This is a genomic window from Pantoea sp. FN0307 (assembly GCF_050113815.1).
In the GTDB taxonomy this organism is placed as follows: domain Bacteria; phylum Pseudomonadota; class Gammaproteobacteria; order Enterobacterales; family Enterobacteriaceae; genus Mixta; species Mixta alhagi.
This window is the reverse complement of the sequence record NZ_JBNJSO010000006.1, coordinates 23,972-39,220: the sequence shown is the minus strand read 5'-3', so window position 1 is coordinate 39,220 and position 15,249 is coordinate 23,972. Positions and strand designations below refer to the sequence as shown.

The window sequence follows — 15,249 nt, the reverse complement described above, 5'->3', positions numbered from 1 at the left end:
AAAATAAATGGATAAAAACTTAAAAACAGAAGGGTTCTCTAAAAATAAATGGATAAGTGCGATTTGTTTTACTTATGATTGGTTAATCTTGATAAATAAGGTGTTCTTTTATTGATGGAATTGCAAAAAAGTTGAGGTAAAAACAGCTAATTTGTCATATCAGATTAATGAAATGGCGGTAAAAGAACATAAAGATAAAGAGACTACTGTTTTACTGTTAATTTTCTGCTGCGGCAAAATTAGTGTCCTGGAGTCGCTGGCAGCATTGCGGGGCTGGCGCACTTCAGGCATAACTAGCCTTAGCATAGCGTCTGCGTTACAAATCCGCAGGTTTGCCTTACTATTATGGCAGCAAATGCCAGTCTGCTACCGGCTGACCGGTCAGAAAGCGTGTCGACAAGGAGAATAACGTTGCGTTTCATCAATACTCTTATCATGGGCGGGATACTCTCCCTGAGCATGCTTTCATCACAGGCGCAGGCCTGGGAAAAGGGCCGCGTCTATAAATTTACCGTACTGCATACCAACGATCACCATGGTCGCTTCTGGCATAACGAACAGGGCGAATATGGTCTGGCGGCGCAAAAAACGCTCATGGACACCATTCGCTATGACGTTCAGGCGCACGGCGGCGCGGTACTGATCCTCTCCGGCGGCGATATCAATACCGGCGTGCCGGAATCGGATCTGCAGGATGCGGAGCCCGATTTTCGCGGTATGAATCTGGTTGGTTATGATGCGATGGCGATCGGCAATCATGAGTTTGATAATCCGCTTTCCGTCCTGCGTCAGCAGCAAAAATGGGCCAAGTTTCCTCTGCTCTCGGCCAACATTTATCAAAAAAGCAGCGGCCAGCGTCTGTTCCAGCCCTGGGCGTTATTTAACCGGATGGGGTTAAAAATAGCGGTTATCGGCCTGACCACCGATGACACCGCTAAAATTGGCAATCCTGAATACCTGACGGATATCGAATTCCGACCTCCGGCCAGCGAAGCGAAGCAGGTAGTGGAAGCGCTGCGCGCCAGTGAAAAGCCGGACGTGATCATTGCCGCCACCCATATGGGGCACTACGACGACGGTAAGCATGGTTCTAACGCGCCGGGCGATGTGGAAATGGCGCGCGCCTTGCCGCAGGGCTATCTCGATCTGATTGTCGGCGGCCATTCTCAGGATCCGGTATGCATGGCGCAGGATAATCTGAAGCAGGTGGATTATGTTCCCGGCTCGCCCTGCGTGCCCGATCGTCAGAACGGCACCTGGATTGTACAGGCGCATGAGTGGGGCAAATATGTTGGCCGGGCCGACTTTACTTTCCGTGACGGCGTGTTGACGCTGGAAAATTATCAGCTGATCCCGGTTAACCTGAAGCACAAGGTAAAGAACAGCGAAGGCAAAGATGAGTGGATTAACTACCAGCAGGAGATCGTGCCGAACAGCGCCATGATGAAGCTGCTGACGCCCTTCCAGAAAAAAGGCGAGGCGCAGCTGAATGTGAAAGTCGGCAGCGTTGACGCGCGGCTGGAAGGCGATCGCAGCAAGGTACGTTTTGTACAGACCAATCTGGCGCGCCTGCTTCTTGCTTCGCAGATTGCCCGCACCAAAGCGGACTTTGCCGTGATGAGCGGCGGCGGAGTGCGCGATTCGATTGAGGCTGGCCCCATCAGCTATAAAGATGTGCTCAAAGTCCAGCCGTTCGGCAATACGCTGTGCTGGGTTGAGATGAAAGGCAGCGAGGTAGAGAAATATCTGGCGGTGGTGGCGAATAAGCAGGTGGATTCTGGTGCCTATGCGCAGTTTGCTAACGTCAGTCTGATCGCAGACGGGCAGGGCGTGAGCGAAGTAAAAATCAACGGCGAGCCGCTGCAGGCGGAGAAAACCTACCGCATGGCAACGCTGAGCTTTAACGCCAACGGCGGTGATGGCTATCCGGTTATCAATACGCTGCCGGGCTTTGTGAATACTGGTTTCGTGGATGCGGAAGTGCTGAAGCAATATATCGAACAGCATTCACCGCTGAAGGCGGAGGCGTATGCGCCGAAAGGCGAAATTATTTATCGTAGCGCGGCGGAAAAGCAGGAACTGGAAAAGCAGGAGAGCCGCCGCCGCACTTATCCCCAGATGATTCTGGCCTGGCTCAGCGGCAAATAGTGTTGTCAGGCCCGTGGGTTTACGCGACGGGCCTGAATTTAACCGCTATGGCAGGGCATGCGCCATTTTTCCCGCAGTTTGTCCCAAATCCAGTTATAAACCACCGTGTAGGGCAGAAAGAACAGGAAGAAGCCAACTTCCAGCATAAAGGCCTGCAGCAACCCAATGCCCAGCATCATCGACGCAACCGGCAGGCCAATAAGAATAAAACCGCCTTCAAAGCAGAGGGCATGCATTATGCGCAGCCACACTCCGCGCTTGATGCGATCGCGTGGAAAGAGCCGGTCAAACACAGCGTTATAAATAATATTCCATACCATAGCGATGGTTGAAAGCGCCAGCGCCAGCGCGCCTATCTGGAACAGCGGTTTGTTCATCACTGCCGCCGCCAGCGGCGACACGATCAGGATAGCCAGCGCCTCAAAACCTACCGCGTGTAATACGCGTTCTTTAAACGAACGGGACTGCATAATATCTCCTTCAGAGCCAGGCAATGACCTTTACCGCACAGGCTCTTAATAAGCCGGACCTTATTTTCGCCGCGCTTTGCGTTAGAATGAAGTTATCTCCCATCGGAAAAAGCGATAGAACCATGCGTTACTCACCGGAATCATTGCAGGCTTTTGTCCAGACGGTGGAAAAAGGATCTTTTTCTGCGGCGGCGCGCGCGCTGGGAAAAAGTCAGTCTACCGTTAGCGCCGCGATTGCCAATCTGGAAGCGGACCTGGGGTTTAAACTGTTCCATCGCGCCGGGCGTGAACCGGTACTGACCGAAGCGGGGGCGCATGCGCTGCGTCAGGTGCAGGAGATTTTGTCAGCCAGCCAGCGGCTTGATGAACTGGCCGTGCGGCTGTCAGATAATGTTGAGCCGCGTCTGAGTATGGCGATTTCCGATTTCTGGCAGGCGGATCACCATGAGCAGCTGCTGAAGCGTTTTGCCGCACGCTATCCGCATATTGAGTTCGAATGTATGATTGCTGAGGATGAAGACGTTATCGACCTTCTGCAAAGCAATCGCATTCATCTTGGCGTTATTCGCGTGCAGACAGCGTTACCTGTGACCATCGCCGCCTCGCGTTTGCAGGTCCAGGCGCAAATGGCAGTATTTATTCATCGCGACCATCCGCTTAGCGCACAGAGCCAGGTGAGTCAGGCGGAGCTGGCGCAGGTCAGGCAGCTAAAGCTCAATACCTGGGCTGGCGTAAGGGAAAATATTTCATGCGGCCAGGTCTGGTCGGCACCTTCATATTTGCTGCTGCTGGAGATGGCGGAGCAGGGGTTTGGCTGGTCGATTCTGCCGCGCTGGCTGGTGGAGCAGTTTGGTCACGGCGTATTGCATATGCTGCCGGTTGCGGGCTGGCCGCAAAATATTGCGGTGGATGCCGTGTGGTCAACGCGTACCCCGCCGGGACCGGCAGGGCGCTGGATGATCGATCAGCTTTGCGCGCAGCGCGCCTAATCCTGACGCGCGATATCTGTCAACGTCGCCTCTAACAGCGCAGCCAGATCGCTGGCGGCCAGTTCTATATCCAGACCGCGCTTGCCGCCCGAAATAAAGATAGTGGGAAATGTTGCAGCTTGACTGTCAATAACCGTCGGCAAACGTTTCTTTTGCCCCAGCGGGCTGATGCCGCCAATCAGGTAGCCGGTAACGCGCTGAGCCTGCTGCGGATCGGCCATTTCCGCTTTTTTTGCGCCCAGAGCTTTCGCCAATTTTTTCAAATCAAGCTGGCTGGCGACCGGCGTTACCGCGACGGCCAGCTGTTTGTCGTCGCCGTTCAGCGCTACCAGCAGCGTTTTATATACCTGCTGCGGATTCAGGTTAAGCTTACGCACCGCCTCATCGCCGAAGTGCGTTTCGTTGCTGTCATGCTCATAAGGATGCAGCGTAAAGGAGATCTTTTTCTTTTCCAGCAGTTTAATTGCGGGCGTCATTGCTTTTTCCTGACAGTGAAAAATGACAATATGGTGAAAAATAGCGCTGGTGAAATCATCGGCTTTGAGAGAAAATTGCCTCGCGTCAGTAATTCCGTTGCTGATGAATAACCAAAATCATAAACAAATTCCTCTTTGACGGGCCGATAGCAATATTGGCCTTTTTTTTATCTGCGTCTTAACAGGTCAGGCAGATTATTCTCGCCGTAGAGGTGCAGCGCGCCAACCGCCACAACATAACGCCCTGGCGGTAGCGCGCGCAACAGGCTATTCCAGCGCTGATTGCGCTGGCGCATCAGCAGATCGTTGAGCTCAGTGCTGAAGGTGGTCGGCAAGGCGGTCTGGCTCTGCTGCGGCGGCTTTTCAAGCCACCAGCTAATCATGGTTTGCAGCAGGCGGGCATTGGTATGCCAGTGTTCCAGCGTATCCGCCAGCAACGACTGACCATTTTCCGGCAGGGTTTTAAGAATATCGAGCTGCTCGCTGGCGCCTTCCAGTTCGATGATGCGTCGTCCCTGCGCCTGCGCTGCCTGCAACAATTGATAATCGATACCGTAATCGGGACGGAGCCCCAGCCGCTGTGCCTGTTGCGCCTGAAGCATCAGCGCGATTTGCCATAAAGGCAGCGCCTCAAGCTGTGCCAGATCAAGATGCATTTCATCGCACAGGCGGCTCAGCTGCCGCAGAGTGGCGTCATCCACTCTTTCCGCCAGCGGGGGCTGTGCCTCGCTATAGGTAAAAGGAGAGGCGCTGCCGGTAATATCCGCTTCAACAATCAAAGCATCCGCTTTTTCCAGACGCTCCAGCAGTTGCGGGGGCAGCGGCATCATATTGCGGGTGCCCATATGAATACTGCCGACCAGATGCAGTTCGCGCTTGCCCGGCAGCCAGATATCCGTGGCTGGCCAACGGTAATGCTTCGGAACCAGCATGCGAAACAGCATTGTCAGATTGTGCCGCCATCTATCCATTCTTTCACCCTTTGCTGCCAGTAAACTCCCCATGCTAGCGGTTTCACTTACCGATGAACAGGTGAAAGCGCTGACTTCCGTTCAGCAAGCCAGCGCCAGGCGCAGAGGAAGTCGCGTTACTGACCGGGTGGCTGAAAGCGCAACAGCCGGTTAGCGTTGCTCACCACGGTGATCGAGGAGAGCGCCATCGCCGCACCGGCAATAACCGGACTGAGCAGCGTGCCGGTCAAGGGCCAGAGCACGCCAGCGGCGACAGGAATCGCCAGGGAGTTGTAGATAAAAGCGCCCAGCAGATTCTGCTTCATATTACGCAGCGTGGCTTTGGCAATCGCCAGCGCATCCACCACGCTGTGAAGATCGTGGCGCATCAGCGTAATGGCCGCGGTTTCGATCGCTACGTCGCTGCCGCCGCCCATGGCAATCCCGACATCGGCCTGAGCCAGGGCGGGCGCATCATTAATTCCATCGCCAATCATCGCCACCTTATGCCCCGCCTGCTGCAACTGAACAATTGCCGCTGCTTTGCCATCCGGCAATACACCCGCAATCACCCGATCCAGCCCGGCCTCGCGCGCAATGGCGTTGGCAGTGATTTCATTATCCCCGGTCAGCATAATCAGCTGATAGCCCAGCCCATGCAGGCGCTGCAGCGCGCTAACGCTCTCTTTACGCAGCGGGTCGCGGATTGCCAGCAGGCCAGCCAGCTGGCCTGCCACCGCCAGAAATACCGGCGTCGCGCCTTTAGCTGCCTGTTCACTGGCAAGGGATGCGGCCTGTTCCGCCTCAATCTGCTGCTGCGTCAGCAGGGCAGCATTACCCAGCAGCATCGGCTTGCCCTCCAGCTGGGCGCTAACGCCCATACCGCGTAGGGTGCGAAACTGGCTGTTTTCCGGCAGGGCCATCTCCCCGGCGCGATCGCGAATCGCTTTCGCCAACGGATGGTTGGATCCTTGCTCCAGTGCCGCCGCCCAGCGCAAGACCTGCTCTTCGCTAAAGCCGTTAAAAGTAATGATCTGCGTGACCTGAGGCGCGCCCTGCGTTAGCGTCCCGGTTTTATCAAATACCAGCGTATCCAGTTCGCTGGCACGCTGTAGCGCATCGGCATCGCGCACCAGGACACCAAACTCCGCCGCTCGCCCAACGCCTGCAATAATCGACATCGGCGTCGCCAATCCTAAGGCACAGGGACAGGCGATAATCAGCACGGTAGTGGCAATCACCAGCATATAGACCATTGAAGGCTGCGGGCCGAAGAAATACCAGACGGCGGCGCTGAACAGCGCGATCATAACCACCACCGGTACAAAGACGGCGGAAATACGATCGGCCAGCTGTCCGATTGCCGGTTTGCTGCTCTGTGCCTGACGCACCAGCTGGATGATGCGCGACAGCGTGGTGTTCTTACCGACGGCGCTGGCGCGGAACAGCACGCTACCGTCCTGTACCAGCGTACCGGCATGTAAGGCTTCGCCTGCCGATTTTTGCTGCGGCAGCGGCTCGCCGGTCAGCATCGACTCATCCAGCCAGGCCTCGCCCTGGGTGATAATGCCATCAACCGGAACGCGATCGCCTGTAGCCAGCCGTAAAACCATTCCCAGCTGAACGTCGCTTAATGCAACGGCTTGCTCGCCGTCAGGGGTGACGACACGTGCCGTGGCTGGGGTTAAATCCAGCAGCCGCTCCAGGGCTTTTGACGAACGCTGACGCGCCCGCTGCTCCAGCGCATGACCCAAATTAATCAGGCCGATGATCATCGCGCTGGCTTCATAATAGAGATGACGTGCGGCGGGCGGGAAAAATTCTGGCCACAGATTAACGCTGATGGAATAGAGCCAGGCCGCGAGCGTACCCAGCGCAACCAGCGTATCCATTGTGGCGGAGCGGTTCAGTAAGCTGCGCCACGCGCTGCGATAAAAATGTCCGCCTGCGACCACCATCACCAGCAGCGTCAGGACGCCGACCACCAGCCAGCCGCTACGGTTGCTGGCGGTCAGCATCATATTGTCGCCGAACATGCCATAAATCATCAGCGGTACGCCAAGCGCCAGCGCCAGCGCTGATTGCCAGCTAAAGCGCCGCATCGCCTGGCGCGCGCTGACCTGCTGTTTTTCGCGCCGCTCGCTCTCATCGCCAATCACTTCAGCGCCGTAGCCCGCAGCCGTTACGGCGGCAACCAGCGCATCTGGCTGCACGGATCCTATTACCAGAGCGCTGCGCTCGGCAAGGTTAACGCGTGCCTGCTGTACGCCTTCAACCTGAGCTAACGCTTTTTCAACCCGGCTCACGCAGCTGGCGCAGCTCATGCCGTCGATCAACAGCTGATAGCTCTCTGCGGCTTCGTCTGCCTGCGTTGAAAGCGCCGCGCTATGCGCTGCGGCGTCGGCTTTAGTTGAAAAGTGTGCATGACCCGCTACCGGCTCGGCCTGAGCGGGATTTGATACCTTATCCGCTGCCAGCTGGCTTTCTGATGCTGACAGCGGTTCAGGCTTTGGGTGCGCATTGTCCTGCAGACTCGCCTGATAGCCCGCCTGCTCAACGGTAGCGATCAGCGCTTCTGACGCGGCGTCGCCGATCACCCGCGCCTCGTTCAGCGAAACCTCGGCTTGCTGTACGTCCTGACGCTGCTCCAGCGCCTCTTTTACGCGTTTCACGCAGTGGCCGCAGGTAAGGCCATCCAGCGCTAACAGAGTGGTATGTGACATAAGCTTCTCCCTCTTTTCAGGCACAACAGATTATCAGAGCTGTAAGCTTAAACCTTCCATTAAGGGGAAGGTCAAGTTTTTAGCAGGTGAACGCTTTGCCATGATCGTGATTTTTGTAAAGCACAGGCGGCGGATCGGCGTTATCCTGCCTGTAATGGTCTGAAGGGGAACAGAATGAACATTAGCGATGTGGCTAAAAGAACCGGCTTAACCAGTAAGGCAATCCGCTTTTATGAAGAAAAAGGGCTGGTAACGCCGCCGTTGCGCAGCGAAAACGGCTACCGCAGCTATACGGCACGTCATCTGGACGAGCTGACACTGCTGCGACAGGCGCGGCAGGTAGGTTTTACGCTGGACGAGTGCCGTGAACTGGTGCATCTGTTTAATGATCCGGGGCGTCACAGCGCAGATGTCAAACAGCGCACCCTGCTGAAAGTTAAGGAAATTGAAGCGCATATCGATCAGCTTAAGGCAATGCGTGAACGGCTGCTGGCGTTGGCGGAGGCGTGCCCCGGCGATGAGAGTGCAGATTGTCCGATTATTGATAACCTGGTCGGCTGCTGTCATCGCAACGAAAAATAGCGGCCTGTCCAGGAGCGATCTATCTTTGGTAAAAGTCAGCGGCCTGCATTTTCAGCCGCCAGCGGCCGGATGCGTAAGGTCACGCCTTCCACGCAAATCACCACTACACGCGTACCGGCGGGGAGATCGCTGTCAGCCTGCACGCGCCAGCTGCTGTCGCCGACGCGCACATGGCCCAGCCCGTTAACCAAAGCTTCATCCAATGTCAGATGCATACCCGTCATCTGCATCCCACGCTGGTTAAGCAACATGCCGGGCTGTTTTTGGCGCAGCGCGAGCCAGCGATACCACAGAAAGGCGGCGAGTAACGTCAGCAGCGCGAACAGCACCCCCTGGGTTCCCCATGAAAAGGGCAGCAGCCAGCGGATGATGCCCACCGCCAGTGCCGCCAGACCGCTCCAGAGCAGATAGCCGCTGGTGCCCAGCATTTCCGCAATCAACAGCAGGCCGCCCAGCGTTAACCAGAACCAGTGAGGATGATTAATGACGGCCGCCAACATTATTTATTACTCCGCGACTGTTTGCTTTCGTTCAGCAGCTCGCTGATCCCGGCAATGGAACCCATAATGCTGGTAGCATCCAGTGGCATCAGCACCACTTTGCTGTTATCGGCAGAGCCAATTTTTTGCAGCGCATCGGTATATTTTTGCGCAACAAAGTAGTTCACCGCCTGGATATCCCCGGCAGCAATCGCTTCCGATACCATTTTGGTGGCGCGTGCCTCGGCTTCCGCGGCGCGTTCACGCGCTTCCGCCTGCAGGAAAGCGGCCTGACGATCGCCTTCCGCTTTTAATATTTCCGACTGTTTTTCCCCTTCGGCACGCAGAATCGCCGCCTGACGAATGCCTTCTGCCGCCAGAATATCGGCGCGCTTGGTGCGCTCTGCTTTCATCTGGGCGTTCATGGCGGCGATCAGCTCCTGCGGCGGGCGCACATCGCGGATCTCTATACGTGTCACCTTGATGCCCCACGGGTTGGTTGCCTCATCCACAATATGCAACAGACGGGTATTAATACTGTCACGCTGCGACAGCATCTCATCCAGTTCCATGGAACCAAGCACAGTACGGATATTGGTCATCGTCAGATTAAGGATCGCCTGGTCAAGATTGCTGACCTCATAGGCGGCGCGCGCCGGATCCACTACCTGAATAAAGCAGACGGCATCAATGGTGACATTGGCGTTATCTTTGGAGATGACTTCCTGAGAAGGAACATCCAGCACCTGCTCCATCATGTTGATCTTGCGACCAATACGATCCATAAAGGGTACTAAAAGATTTAAGCCGGGCTGCAGCGTTTTGGTATAGCGACCAAAGCGCTCCACGGTCCACTGGTAGCCTTGTGGCACAATTTTTATGCCTGACCAGACGATAATTAACGCAACGACAATAAGCACGGGGATCACAGCAAGCATAAAACCTCCAGACTGTTTTATGACGGGCCAAACCCTGGCCCGTTGTCGGCAGAGATTAGTAGAGCAGGGAGTATAACAGGCGGCGATATTTAGCCGCCAGCGCATCGCCGGTGCCGAGCGCCGCCAGGATCTCCTGCAGCATTTTACGTGTTTGACCGTCGGCGGCGTTGAGATCGGTTTTCAAAAAGCGATAAAGCAGCTCAAGCGCCTCTTCGTTACGGCCAACCTGATGCAGCTGCAGCGCCAGTTTGCTTGCCAGCTCGGCATTCTGCGGCTCGCTCTCCAGCTGCTGCTGAAGCTGCTGGATTTCCGGAGTATCCGCCGCCTGCTTCAGCAGGTCGATCTGCGCCATCAGCCCCTGATAGCGGGTATCCTGATCCTGCAGCGGAACTACTTTCAGCACGCCTTCCGCCTCATCGCTGCGGTTAAGCGAGATCAAGACTTCAGCCAGCAGAAAGCCGATTTCGCTGGATTGATTACTGAGCTGCCAGGCCTCTTTCAGCAGCGGCAGCGCGTCCAGCGGTTTCCCCTGCTGCACCAGATCGAGCGCCTGCTGCGCCTTTAGCTCTTCTTCACGCGGCAGCACTTTCTGCAGCAGGGCGCGAATAGCCTCTTCCGGCTGCGGTCCCTGGAAGCCATCGACCGGCTGACCATTCTGGAACAGATAAACCGTAGGAATGGCGCGCAGGCCGAACTGGGAAGCAACCATCGGCTCATTATCGCAGTCCAGCTTCGCCAGCACGAACTGCCCGGCATACTCCTGTGCCAGACGCTCCAGCACCGGCGTAAGCTGCTGGCAGTGCTGGCTGCGTTCAGACCAGAAATAGAACAGCACCGGCACCGTCATGGACTGTTCCAGCGTCTGCTGCAGGTTAGATTCGTTGATATTAATAATCGAAGCGTGTAATGACATGTATGCGTCTCTTTGTCTGATGACTTTAATACGATATTGGGGCGTTGCCTTCGGCTTCAAGCCAAATTTGCGCTGCCGCGTTAGTTGCCGCGTAAAATGCGATCCAGTATCCAGCCTGGCAGCAAGCGCCGCAGCCAACTCATCACATGCGCGACCAGCGTCACAGGATAGCGCAGGCGTGGATGACGGCTCTCCAGCGCATGACGCAGCTTGGGCAGTATCGCCTCCGGTGGCAGCGTAAAGCGTGCCGCAATACCGGGATTTTTAATGGGTTTTTCCTGCTGTGTCTGATTCACGTTGTCGGTAAAGCGCGTATGAATAGGACCGGGCTCTATCAGGCTAACGCGAACGCCGCTGCCATGCAGCTCCATACGCAGAGCATCGGCCCAGGCCTCCAGCGCATATTTACTGGCGGCATAGGCGCCGCGTCCCGGCGTGGAGATCAGGCCCATGACCGAACTGGTATTGATAATGCGCGCATCGCCGCTGGCGCGCAGGGCAGGCAACAGTAGCATTGTTAACTGATGAGTGCCGAACAGGTTGCTGGCAAACTGTTGCTCCAGCTGCTGACGCGTCAGGGTTTCCAGCGGGCCATAAACGCCATAGCCAGCATTATTAAACAACCCATACAGCCGCCCTTCGCTCAGGGCGATCGCCTGTTCCGCCGCCTGCGTTACGCTCTGTGCATCGTTGAGATCGAGCTGAATTCCGGTAAATCCCAACGCATTCATGCGCGCCACATCTTCCGGCTTGCGACAGGCGGCCAGCACGCGATAGCCGCGCATCAAAAGATCGTTGGCTGCAACCAGGCCGATTCCGCTGGAGCAGCCGGTAATTAATACGTTTTTTTGCATAACTTTACGTCCGTGGCTTCTGTGCCGTTTATTACTCATGCTTAACTAGGGGAGCCAGTTCTTTATCCATCAGATCGGTAATAAATGCCTGCGCATCCGGCGCGGGGTGAATACCGTCTTGCTGCATCCACTGTGGTTTAAGATAGACCTGCTCCATAAAGAAGGGCACCAGCGGAATATTGTGTTGTTGGGCCAGTTTGACATAAATGTTATTAAAAGCATCGTTATACCGACGACCATAGTTCGCCGGCAGACGGATCTGCATCAACAGAGGCTGAGCATTGGCCGCCTGAACCGTTGTGATAATTTTACTTAAGTCCTGCTCGATATTTTGCGGTGGGAAACCGCGCAGGCCATCATTACCGCCCAGCTCGATCAATACCCAGCGAGGATGGTGCTGTTGCAGCAGCGCAGGCAGACGCGCTAATCCTTGCGCAGCGGTATCGCCGCTGATGCTGCCGTTGATCACCTCTGGCTGCTGCTGCCATTTTTTATCCAGCAGGGCTGGCCAGGCCTCACTGGCCGACATGCGATAGCCCGCACTCAGGCTGTCGCCGAGAACCAACAGTGATTCTGCGGACGCCACACGCGTAAGTAACAGTAATAACAACAGGAAGGGATAATGCCAGCGGAAAACATTGTTGAAGTTCATCATCTTACTAAATCCGTCGGTGAAGGGGAGCATCAGCTGTTCATCCTTACCGGAGTTGACCTGGTTGTCAAACCGGGGCAGAGCATCGCCCTGATTGGTGAATCAGGATCGGGCAAGTCTACTCTGCTGGGCATTCTCGCCGGGCTGGATGATGGCAGTAGCGGAGAGGTCTGGCTGTGCGGCGAACCGCTGCAAAAAATGGACGAGGAGCAGCGCGCGCAGTTGCGGGCGCGTCATGTCGGCTTCGTCTTTCAGTCTTTTATGCTGGTTCCCACCCTGAACGCGCTGGAAAACGTACAGTTACCTGCATTACTGCGCGGCGATCCTGAGCGACAGAGTCGCGATCAGGCGCAGGCGCTGCTGGAGCAGCTGGGACTGGGAAAGCGGCTGCATCATTTGCCGTCGCAGCTTTCCGGTGGCGAACAGCAGCGCGTGGCGCTGGCGCGCGCCTTTAATGGTCGTCCTGACGTGCTGTTTGCCGATGAGCCGACCGGCAATCTCGATCGGCAAACCGGCGATCGCATTGCCGATCTGCTGTTCTCAATGAACCGTGACAACGCTACCACGCTGATTCTGGTGACCCACGATCTGCAGCTGGCGGCGCGTTGCGATCGGCGGCTGCGCGTGCGTGATGGCAAGCTGTGGGAGGAAGCATGATCTGGCGCTGGTTCTGGCGCGAATGGCGCTCGCCCTCGTTGCTGATCGTCTGGCTGGCGCTCACCTTGTCGGTTGCCTGCGTACTGGCGTTGGGCACGCTGGGCGACCGCATGGAAAAAGGGCTGACGCAGCAAAGCCGCGAGTTTATGGCGGGCGACCGCACATTAAGCAGTACGCATCCGGTGCCGCAGCCGTGGCTGGATCGGGCGCAGCAACTGGGCCTGAACGTCTCCGCCCAGCTCACCTTTATGACCATGACCTTTGCGGGCGAAGCGCCGCAGCTGGCGGCGGTAAAGGCGGTGGACCAGTCTTACCCGATGTTTGGCGAACTACGCACCGAACCACCGGGGCTGAAACCGCAGCCCGGCAGCGTACTGCTGGCACCACGGCTGATGACGTTGCTGGGCGTTAAACCGGGCGATGAACTGGACATCGGCGATACCCGGTTGCATATCGCCGGAGCGGTTTTACAGGAGCCGGACGCGGGTTTTAATCCTTTTCAAACCGCGCCGCGTCTGCTTATGAATCTCGCCGACGTTGAAAAAACCGGCGCGGTGCAGCCGGGAAGCCGCCTGACCTGGCGCTATAAAGTAGCTGGCGCTGGAGAAGCGTTAGGACGCTACGATCGCTGGATTACGCCGCTGTTAAAAAGCGATCAGCGCTGGCTGAGCGTGGAAAACTCAGAAGATGCGCTGGGGCGATCGATGCAGCGTGCCCAGCAGTTTTTACTGCTGTCTGCCCTGTTGACGCTGCTGCTGGCGGTGGCGGCGGTGGCGGTGGCGATGAGCCACTATTGCCGCAGCCGCTACGATTTGGTCGCGGTACTGAAAACGCTGGGTGCCGGACGCAGCGCCTTACGCAAACTGATTGTCGGCCAGTGGCTGGCGGTGCTGCTGCTGGCGGCGCTGGCCGGTAGCGTGCTGGGGATGGGCTTTGAGCGCCTGCTGTTAACTCTGCTGCGTCCGGTTCTCCCTGGCGAACTGCCCGCCGCCGGACTCTGGCCGTGGATCTGGGCGCTGGGCGCGCTGTTTACCATTTCCCTGCTGGTGGGTCTGCGTCCTTATCGGCTGCTGTTGGCGACGCAGCCGCTGCGTGTGCTGAGACAGGATGTCATCAATGCCGTCTGGCCGTTGCGCTACTATTTGCCGATCATGGCGCTGGTGGTGATTGCGCTGCTGGTGCTGCTGGTGGGCAGCAGTAAGCTGCTCTGGGCATTGCTGGGCGGGGTGGTGTTACTGGCGGCGCTGTTGGCGGGGTTGGGATGGGGAGCGCTCTGGCTGCTGAGCCGACTGACCGTACGTCGACTGGCGCTGCGCCTGGCGATAAATCGTCTGCTGCGCCAGCCGTGGGTAACCTTAAGTCAGCTGGCGGCTTTTTCGCTCTCTTTTATGCTGCTGGCCCTGCTGCTGGTGCTGCGCGGCGATCTGCTCGATCGTTGGCAGCAGCAGTTGCCTGCCGACAGCCCTAACTATTTCTTGCTGAATATCAGCCGTGAACAGGTAGCGGACGTGCAGCGTTTCCTGACGCAGCATCAGATTGAGCCCGGCACTTTTTATCCCGTTGCGCGCGTGCGTCTGACGGAAATTAATCAACAGGCCGTGGATCCACGCCGTGACAACGCGCTAAACCGCGAGCTTAATCTGACATCGTTATCGCGCCGCCCGGAACATAATCCGATTGTGGCCGGACAGTGGCCGCCGCGCGCCGGAGAGGTGTCGATGGAAGCGGAGCTGGCCGATCGTTTAGGCGTGAAGCTCGGCGATACCCTGACCTTTACCGGCGATACGCAGCAGTTTAGCGCTAAAATTAGCAGCCTGCGTAAAGTTGACTGGGAGAGCCTGCGGCCTAACTTTTTCTTTATTTTCCCGCCGGGAGCGCTGGATGAGCAGCCGCAAACCTGGCTTACCAGCTTCCGTTATGATGGCGGCACCGGGACGCTGGCCCAGCTGAACCGTGCTTTTCCGACGCTCAGCCTGCTGGATATCGGGTCGATGATGCGCCAGATAGGGCAGGTGCTGACGCAGGTGAGCCAGGCGCTGGAAATTATGGTGGTGCTGGTTACCGCCTGTGGCCTGCTGCTGCTGCTGGCTCAGGTGCAGGTAGGGATGCGACAGCGACGGCAGGAGCTGGTGGTTTATCGCACGCTGGGTGCCGGGAAAAAGCTGCTGCGTTCAACGCTGTGGTATGAGTTTACGCTGTTAGGCATTGTGGCGGGTGTGGCGGCGGCGCTGGGCGCTGAGGCGGCATTATGGGGATTGCAGCGTAAGGTGTTCGATTTTCCCTGGGAGCCTGACTACCGGCTCTGGATTGCGTTGCCGTTAAGCGGGGCGCTGCTGCTTTCATTGTGCGGCGGCTGGTTGGGAGTACGGCTGCTGCGCGGTAAAGCGCTGTTCCGCAGTTTCTGATGCTGGCGGTCCG

The 15,249-nt window shown here is 57.0% G+C and carries 14 protein-coding genes; 5 read left to right on the top strand and 9 right to left on the bottom strand.

The genetic code is table 11. The features are described from left to right. The first annotated feature begins 435 nt into the window (after positions 1 to 435). Entirely contained in the window at positions 436 to 2,148 is a 1,713-nt protein-coding gene (ushA, locus tag ACQE3Z_RS16265) for a bifunctional UDP-sugar hydrolase/5'-nucleotidase UshA (protein ID WP_426974745.1), read from the top strand. Between the two features lie 38 nt (positions 2,149 to 2,186). Here the strand turns inward: ushA and ACQE3Z_RS16260 are convergent, their stop codons facing one another. Next, entirely contained in the window at positions 2,187 to 2,618 is a 432-nt protein-coding gene (locus ACQE3Z_RS16260; RefSeq protein ID WP_426974596.1) for a multidrug/biocide efflux PACE transporter, read from the bottom strand. A 122-nt stretch (positions 2,619 to 2,740) separates the two neighbouring features. Between ACQE3Z_RS16260 and ACQE3Z_RS16255 the strand changes: the two genes are divergently transcribed. Further along, positions 2,741 to 3,607 carry a LysR family transcriptional regulator gene (locus ACQE3Z_RS16255; protein ID WP_426974595.1) on the top strand — a complete coding sequence of 289 codons (867 nt, stop codon included), beginning with the start codon at positions 2,741 to 2,743 and terminating at the stop codon, positions 3,605 to 3,607. Here the strand turns inward: ACQE3Z_RS16255 and ybaK are convergent. The 3 genes from ybaK to copA all read right to left on the bottom strand — a co-directional run bounded on the left by ybaK (position 3,604) and on the right by copA (position 7,756). Next, positions 3,604 to 4,083 carry a Cys-tRNA(Pro)/Cys-tRNA(Cys) deacylase YbaK gene (ybaK, locus tag ACQE3Z_RS16250; RefSeq protein ID WP_426974594.1) on the bottom strand — a complete coding sequence of 160 codons (480 nt, stop codon included), beginning with the start codon at positions 4,081 to 4,083 and terminating at the stop codon, positions 3,604 to 3,606. The genes ACQE3Z_RS16255 and ybaK overlap by 4 nt on opposite strands. 167 nt (positions 4,084 to 4,250) lie before the next feature. Beyond that, positions 4,251 to 5,054 (bottom strand): TraB/GumN family protein, encoded by an 804-nt coding sequence (locus ACQE3Z_RS16245; RefSeq protein WP_426974593.1) that lies wholly within the window; start codon positions 5,052 to 5,054, stop codon positions 4,251 to 4,253. A 116-nt stretch (positions 5,055 to 5,170) separates the two neighbouring features. Then, entirely contained in the window at positions 5,171 to 7,756 is a 2,586-nt protein-coding gene (copA, locus tag ACQE3Z_RS16240; protein WP_426974592.1) for a copper-exporting P-type ATPase CopA, read from the bottom strand. 174 nt (positions 7,757 to 7,930) lie between these two features. On the opposite strand from copA, the gene cueR reads away from it, so the two are divergent. Continuing rightward, positions 7,931 to 8,338, top strand: a complete 408-nt coding sequence (gene cueR / locus ACQE3Z_RS16235) for a Cu(I)-responsive transcriptional regulator (RefSeq protein WP_426974591.1) — start codon at positions 7,931 to 7,933, stop codon at positions 8,336 to 8,338. 35 nt (positions 8,339 to 8,373) lie between these two features. On the opposite strand, the gene ACQE3Z_RS16230 is transcribed toward cueR, so the two are convergent. The 5 genes from ACQE3Z_RS16230 to tesA form a co-directional block, all read right to left on the bottom strand. Beyond that, the gene (locus tag ACQE3Z_RS16230) at positions 8,374 to 8,838 is read right to left on the bottom strand and encodes an NfeD family protein (protein WP_426974590.1); all 465 of its coding nucleotides are present in this window, start codon (positions 8,836 to 8,838) and stop codon (positions 8,374 to 8,376) included. After that, positions 8,838 to 9,755, bottom strand: a complete 918-nt coding sequence (locus ACQE3Z_RS16225; RefSeq protein ID WP_250652079.1) for an SPFH domain-containing protein — start codon at positions 9,753 to 9,755, stop codon at positions 8,838 to 8,840. Before ACQE3Z_RS16225 ends, ACQE3Z_RS16230 begins: the two co-directional genes overlap by 1 nt. A 55-nt stretch (positions 9,756 to 9,810) precedes the next feature. After that, a complete protein-coding gene (locus tag ACQE3Z_RS16220; protein WP_426974589.1) occupies positions 9,811 to 10,668 on the bottom strand; it encodes a co-chaperone YbbN in 858 nt (285 codons plus the stop codon). Positions 10,669 to 10,748: 80 nt separating this feature from the next. Next, complete coding sequence (locus ACQE3Z_RS16215; RefSeq protein WP_426974588.1) at positions 10,749 to 11,522, bottom strand: SDR family oxidoreductase; 774 nt, start codon at positions 11,520 to 11,522, stop codon at positions 10,749 to 10,751. Between the two features lie 31 nt (positions 11,523 to 11,553). Beyond that, a complete protein-coding gene (tesA, locus tag ACQE3Z_RS16210; RefSeq protein ID WP_250652681.1) occupies positions 11,554 to 12,174 on the bottom strand; it encodes a multifunctional acyl-CoA thioesterase I/protease I/lysophospholipase L1 in 621 nt (206 codons plus the stop codon). Between tesA and ybbA the strand changes: the two genes are divergently transcribed. Both ybbA and ybbP read left to right on the top strand, forming a co-directional pair. After that, the gene (ybbA, locus tag ACQE3Z_RS16205) at positions 12,145 to 12,831 is read left to right on the top strand and encodes a putative ABC transporter ATP-binding protein YbbA (protein ID WP_250652082.1); all 687 of its coding nucleotides are present in this window, start codon (positions 12,145 to 12,147) and stop codon (positions 12,829 to 12,831) included. The genes tesA and ybbA overlap by 30 nt on opposite strands. Further along, entirely contained in the window at positions 12,828 to 15,236 is a 2,409-nt protein-coding gene (gene ybbP / locus ACQE3Z_RS16200) for a putative ABC transporter permease subunit YbbP (protein ID WP_426974587.1), read from the top strand. The genes ybbA and ybbP overlap by 4 nt, the downstream gene beginning before the upstream one ends. Positions 15,237 to 15,249: the final 13 nt, after the last annotated feature.

Excerpts from the sequence above, each read along its gene's own strand:
- ushA (WP_426974745.1), top strand. The coding sequence starts at position 436 with ATGGGCGGGATACTCTCCCTGAGCATGCTTTCATCACAGGCGCAGGCC.
- ACQE3Z_RS16260 (WP_426974596.1), bottom strand. The coding sequence starts at position 2,618 with ATGCAGTCCCGTTCGTTTAAAGAACGCGTATTACACGCGGTAGGTTTT.
- ACQE3Z_RS16255 (WP_426974595.1), top strand. The coding sequence starts at position 2,741 with ATGCGTTACTCACCGGAATCATTGCAGGCTTTTGTCCAGACGGTGGAA.
- ybaK (WP_426974594.1), bottom strand. The coding sequence starts at position 4,083 with ATGACGCCCGCAATTAAACTGCTGGAAAAGAAAAAGATCTCCTTTACG.
- ACQE3Z_RS16245 (WP_426974593.1), bottom strand. The coding sequence starts at position 5,054 with ATGGATAGATGGCGGCACAATCTGACAATGCTGTTTCGCATGCTGGTT.
- copA (WP_426974592.1), bottom strand. The coding sequence starts at position 7,756 with ATGTCACATACCACTCTGTTAGCGCTGGATGGCCTTACCTGCGGCCAC.
- cueR (WP_426974591.1), top strand. The coding sequence starts at position 7,931 with ATGAACATTAGCGATGTGGCTAAAAGAACCGGCTTAACCAGTAAGGCA.
- ACQE3Z_RS16230 (WP_426974590.1), bottom strand. The coding sequence starts at position 8,838 with ATGTTGGCGGCCGTCATTAATCATCCTCACTGGTTCTGGTTAACGCTG.
- ACQE3Z_RS16225 (WP_250652079.1), bottom strand. The coding sequence starts at position 9,755 with ATGCTTGCTGTGATCCCCGTGCTTATTGTCGTTGCGTTAATTATCGTC.
- ACQE3Z_RS16220 (WP_426974589.1), bottom strand. The coding sequence starts at position 10,668 with ATGTCATTACACGCTTCGATTATTAATATCAACGAATCTAACCTGCAG.
- ACQE3Z_RS16215 (WP_426974588.1), bottom strand. The coding sequence starts at position 11,522 with ATGCAAAAAAACGTATTAATTACCGGCTGCTCCAGCGGAATCGGCCTG.
- ybbA (WP_250652082.1), top strand. The coding sequence starts at position 12,145 with ATGCCAGCGGAAAACATTGTTGAAGTTCATCATCTTACTAAATCCGTC.
- tesA (WP_250652681.1), bottom strand. The coding sequence starts at position 12,174 with ATGAACTTCAACAATGTTTTCCGCTGGCATTATCCCTTCCTGTTGTTA.
- ybbP (WP_426974587.1), top strand. The coding sequence starts at position 12,828 with ATGATCTGGCGCTGGTTCTGGCGCGAATGGCGCTCGCCCTCGTTGCTG.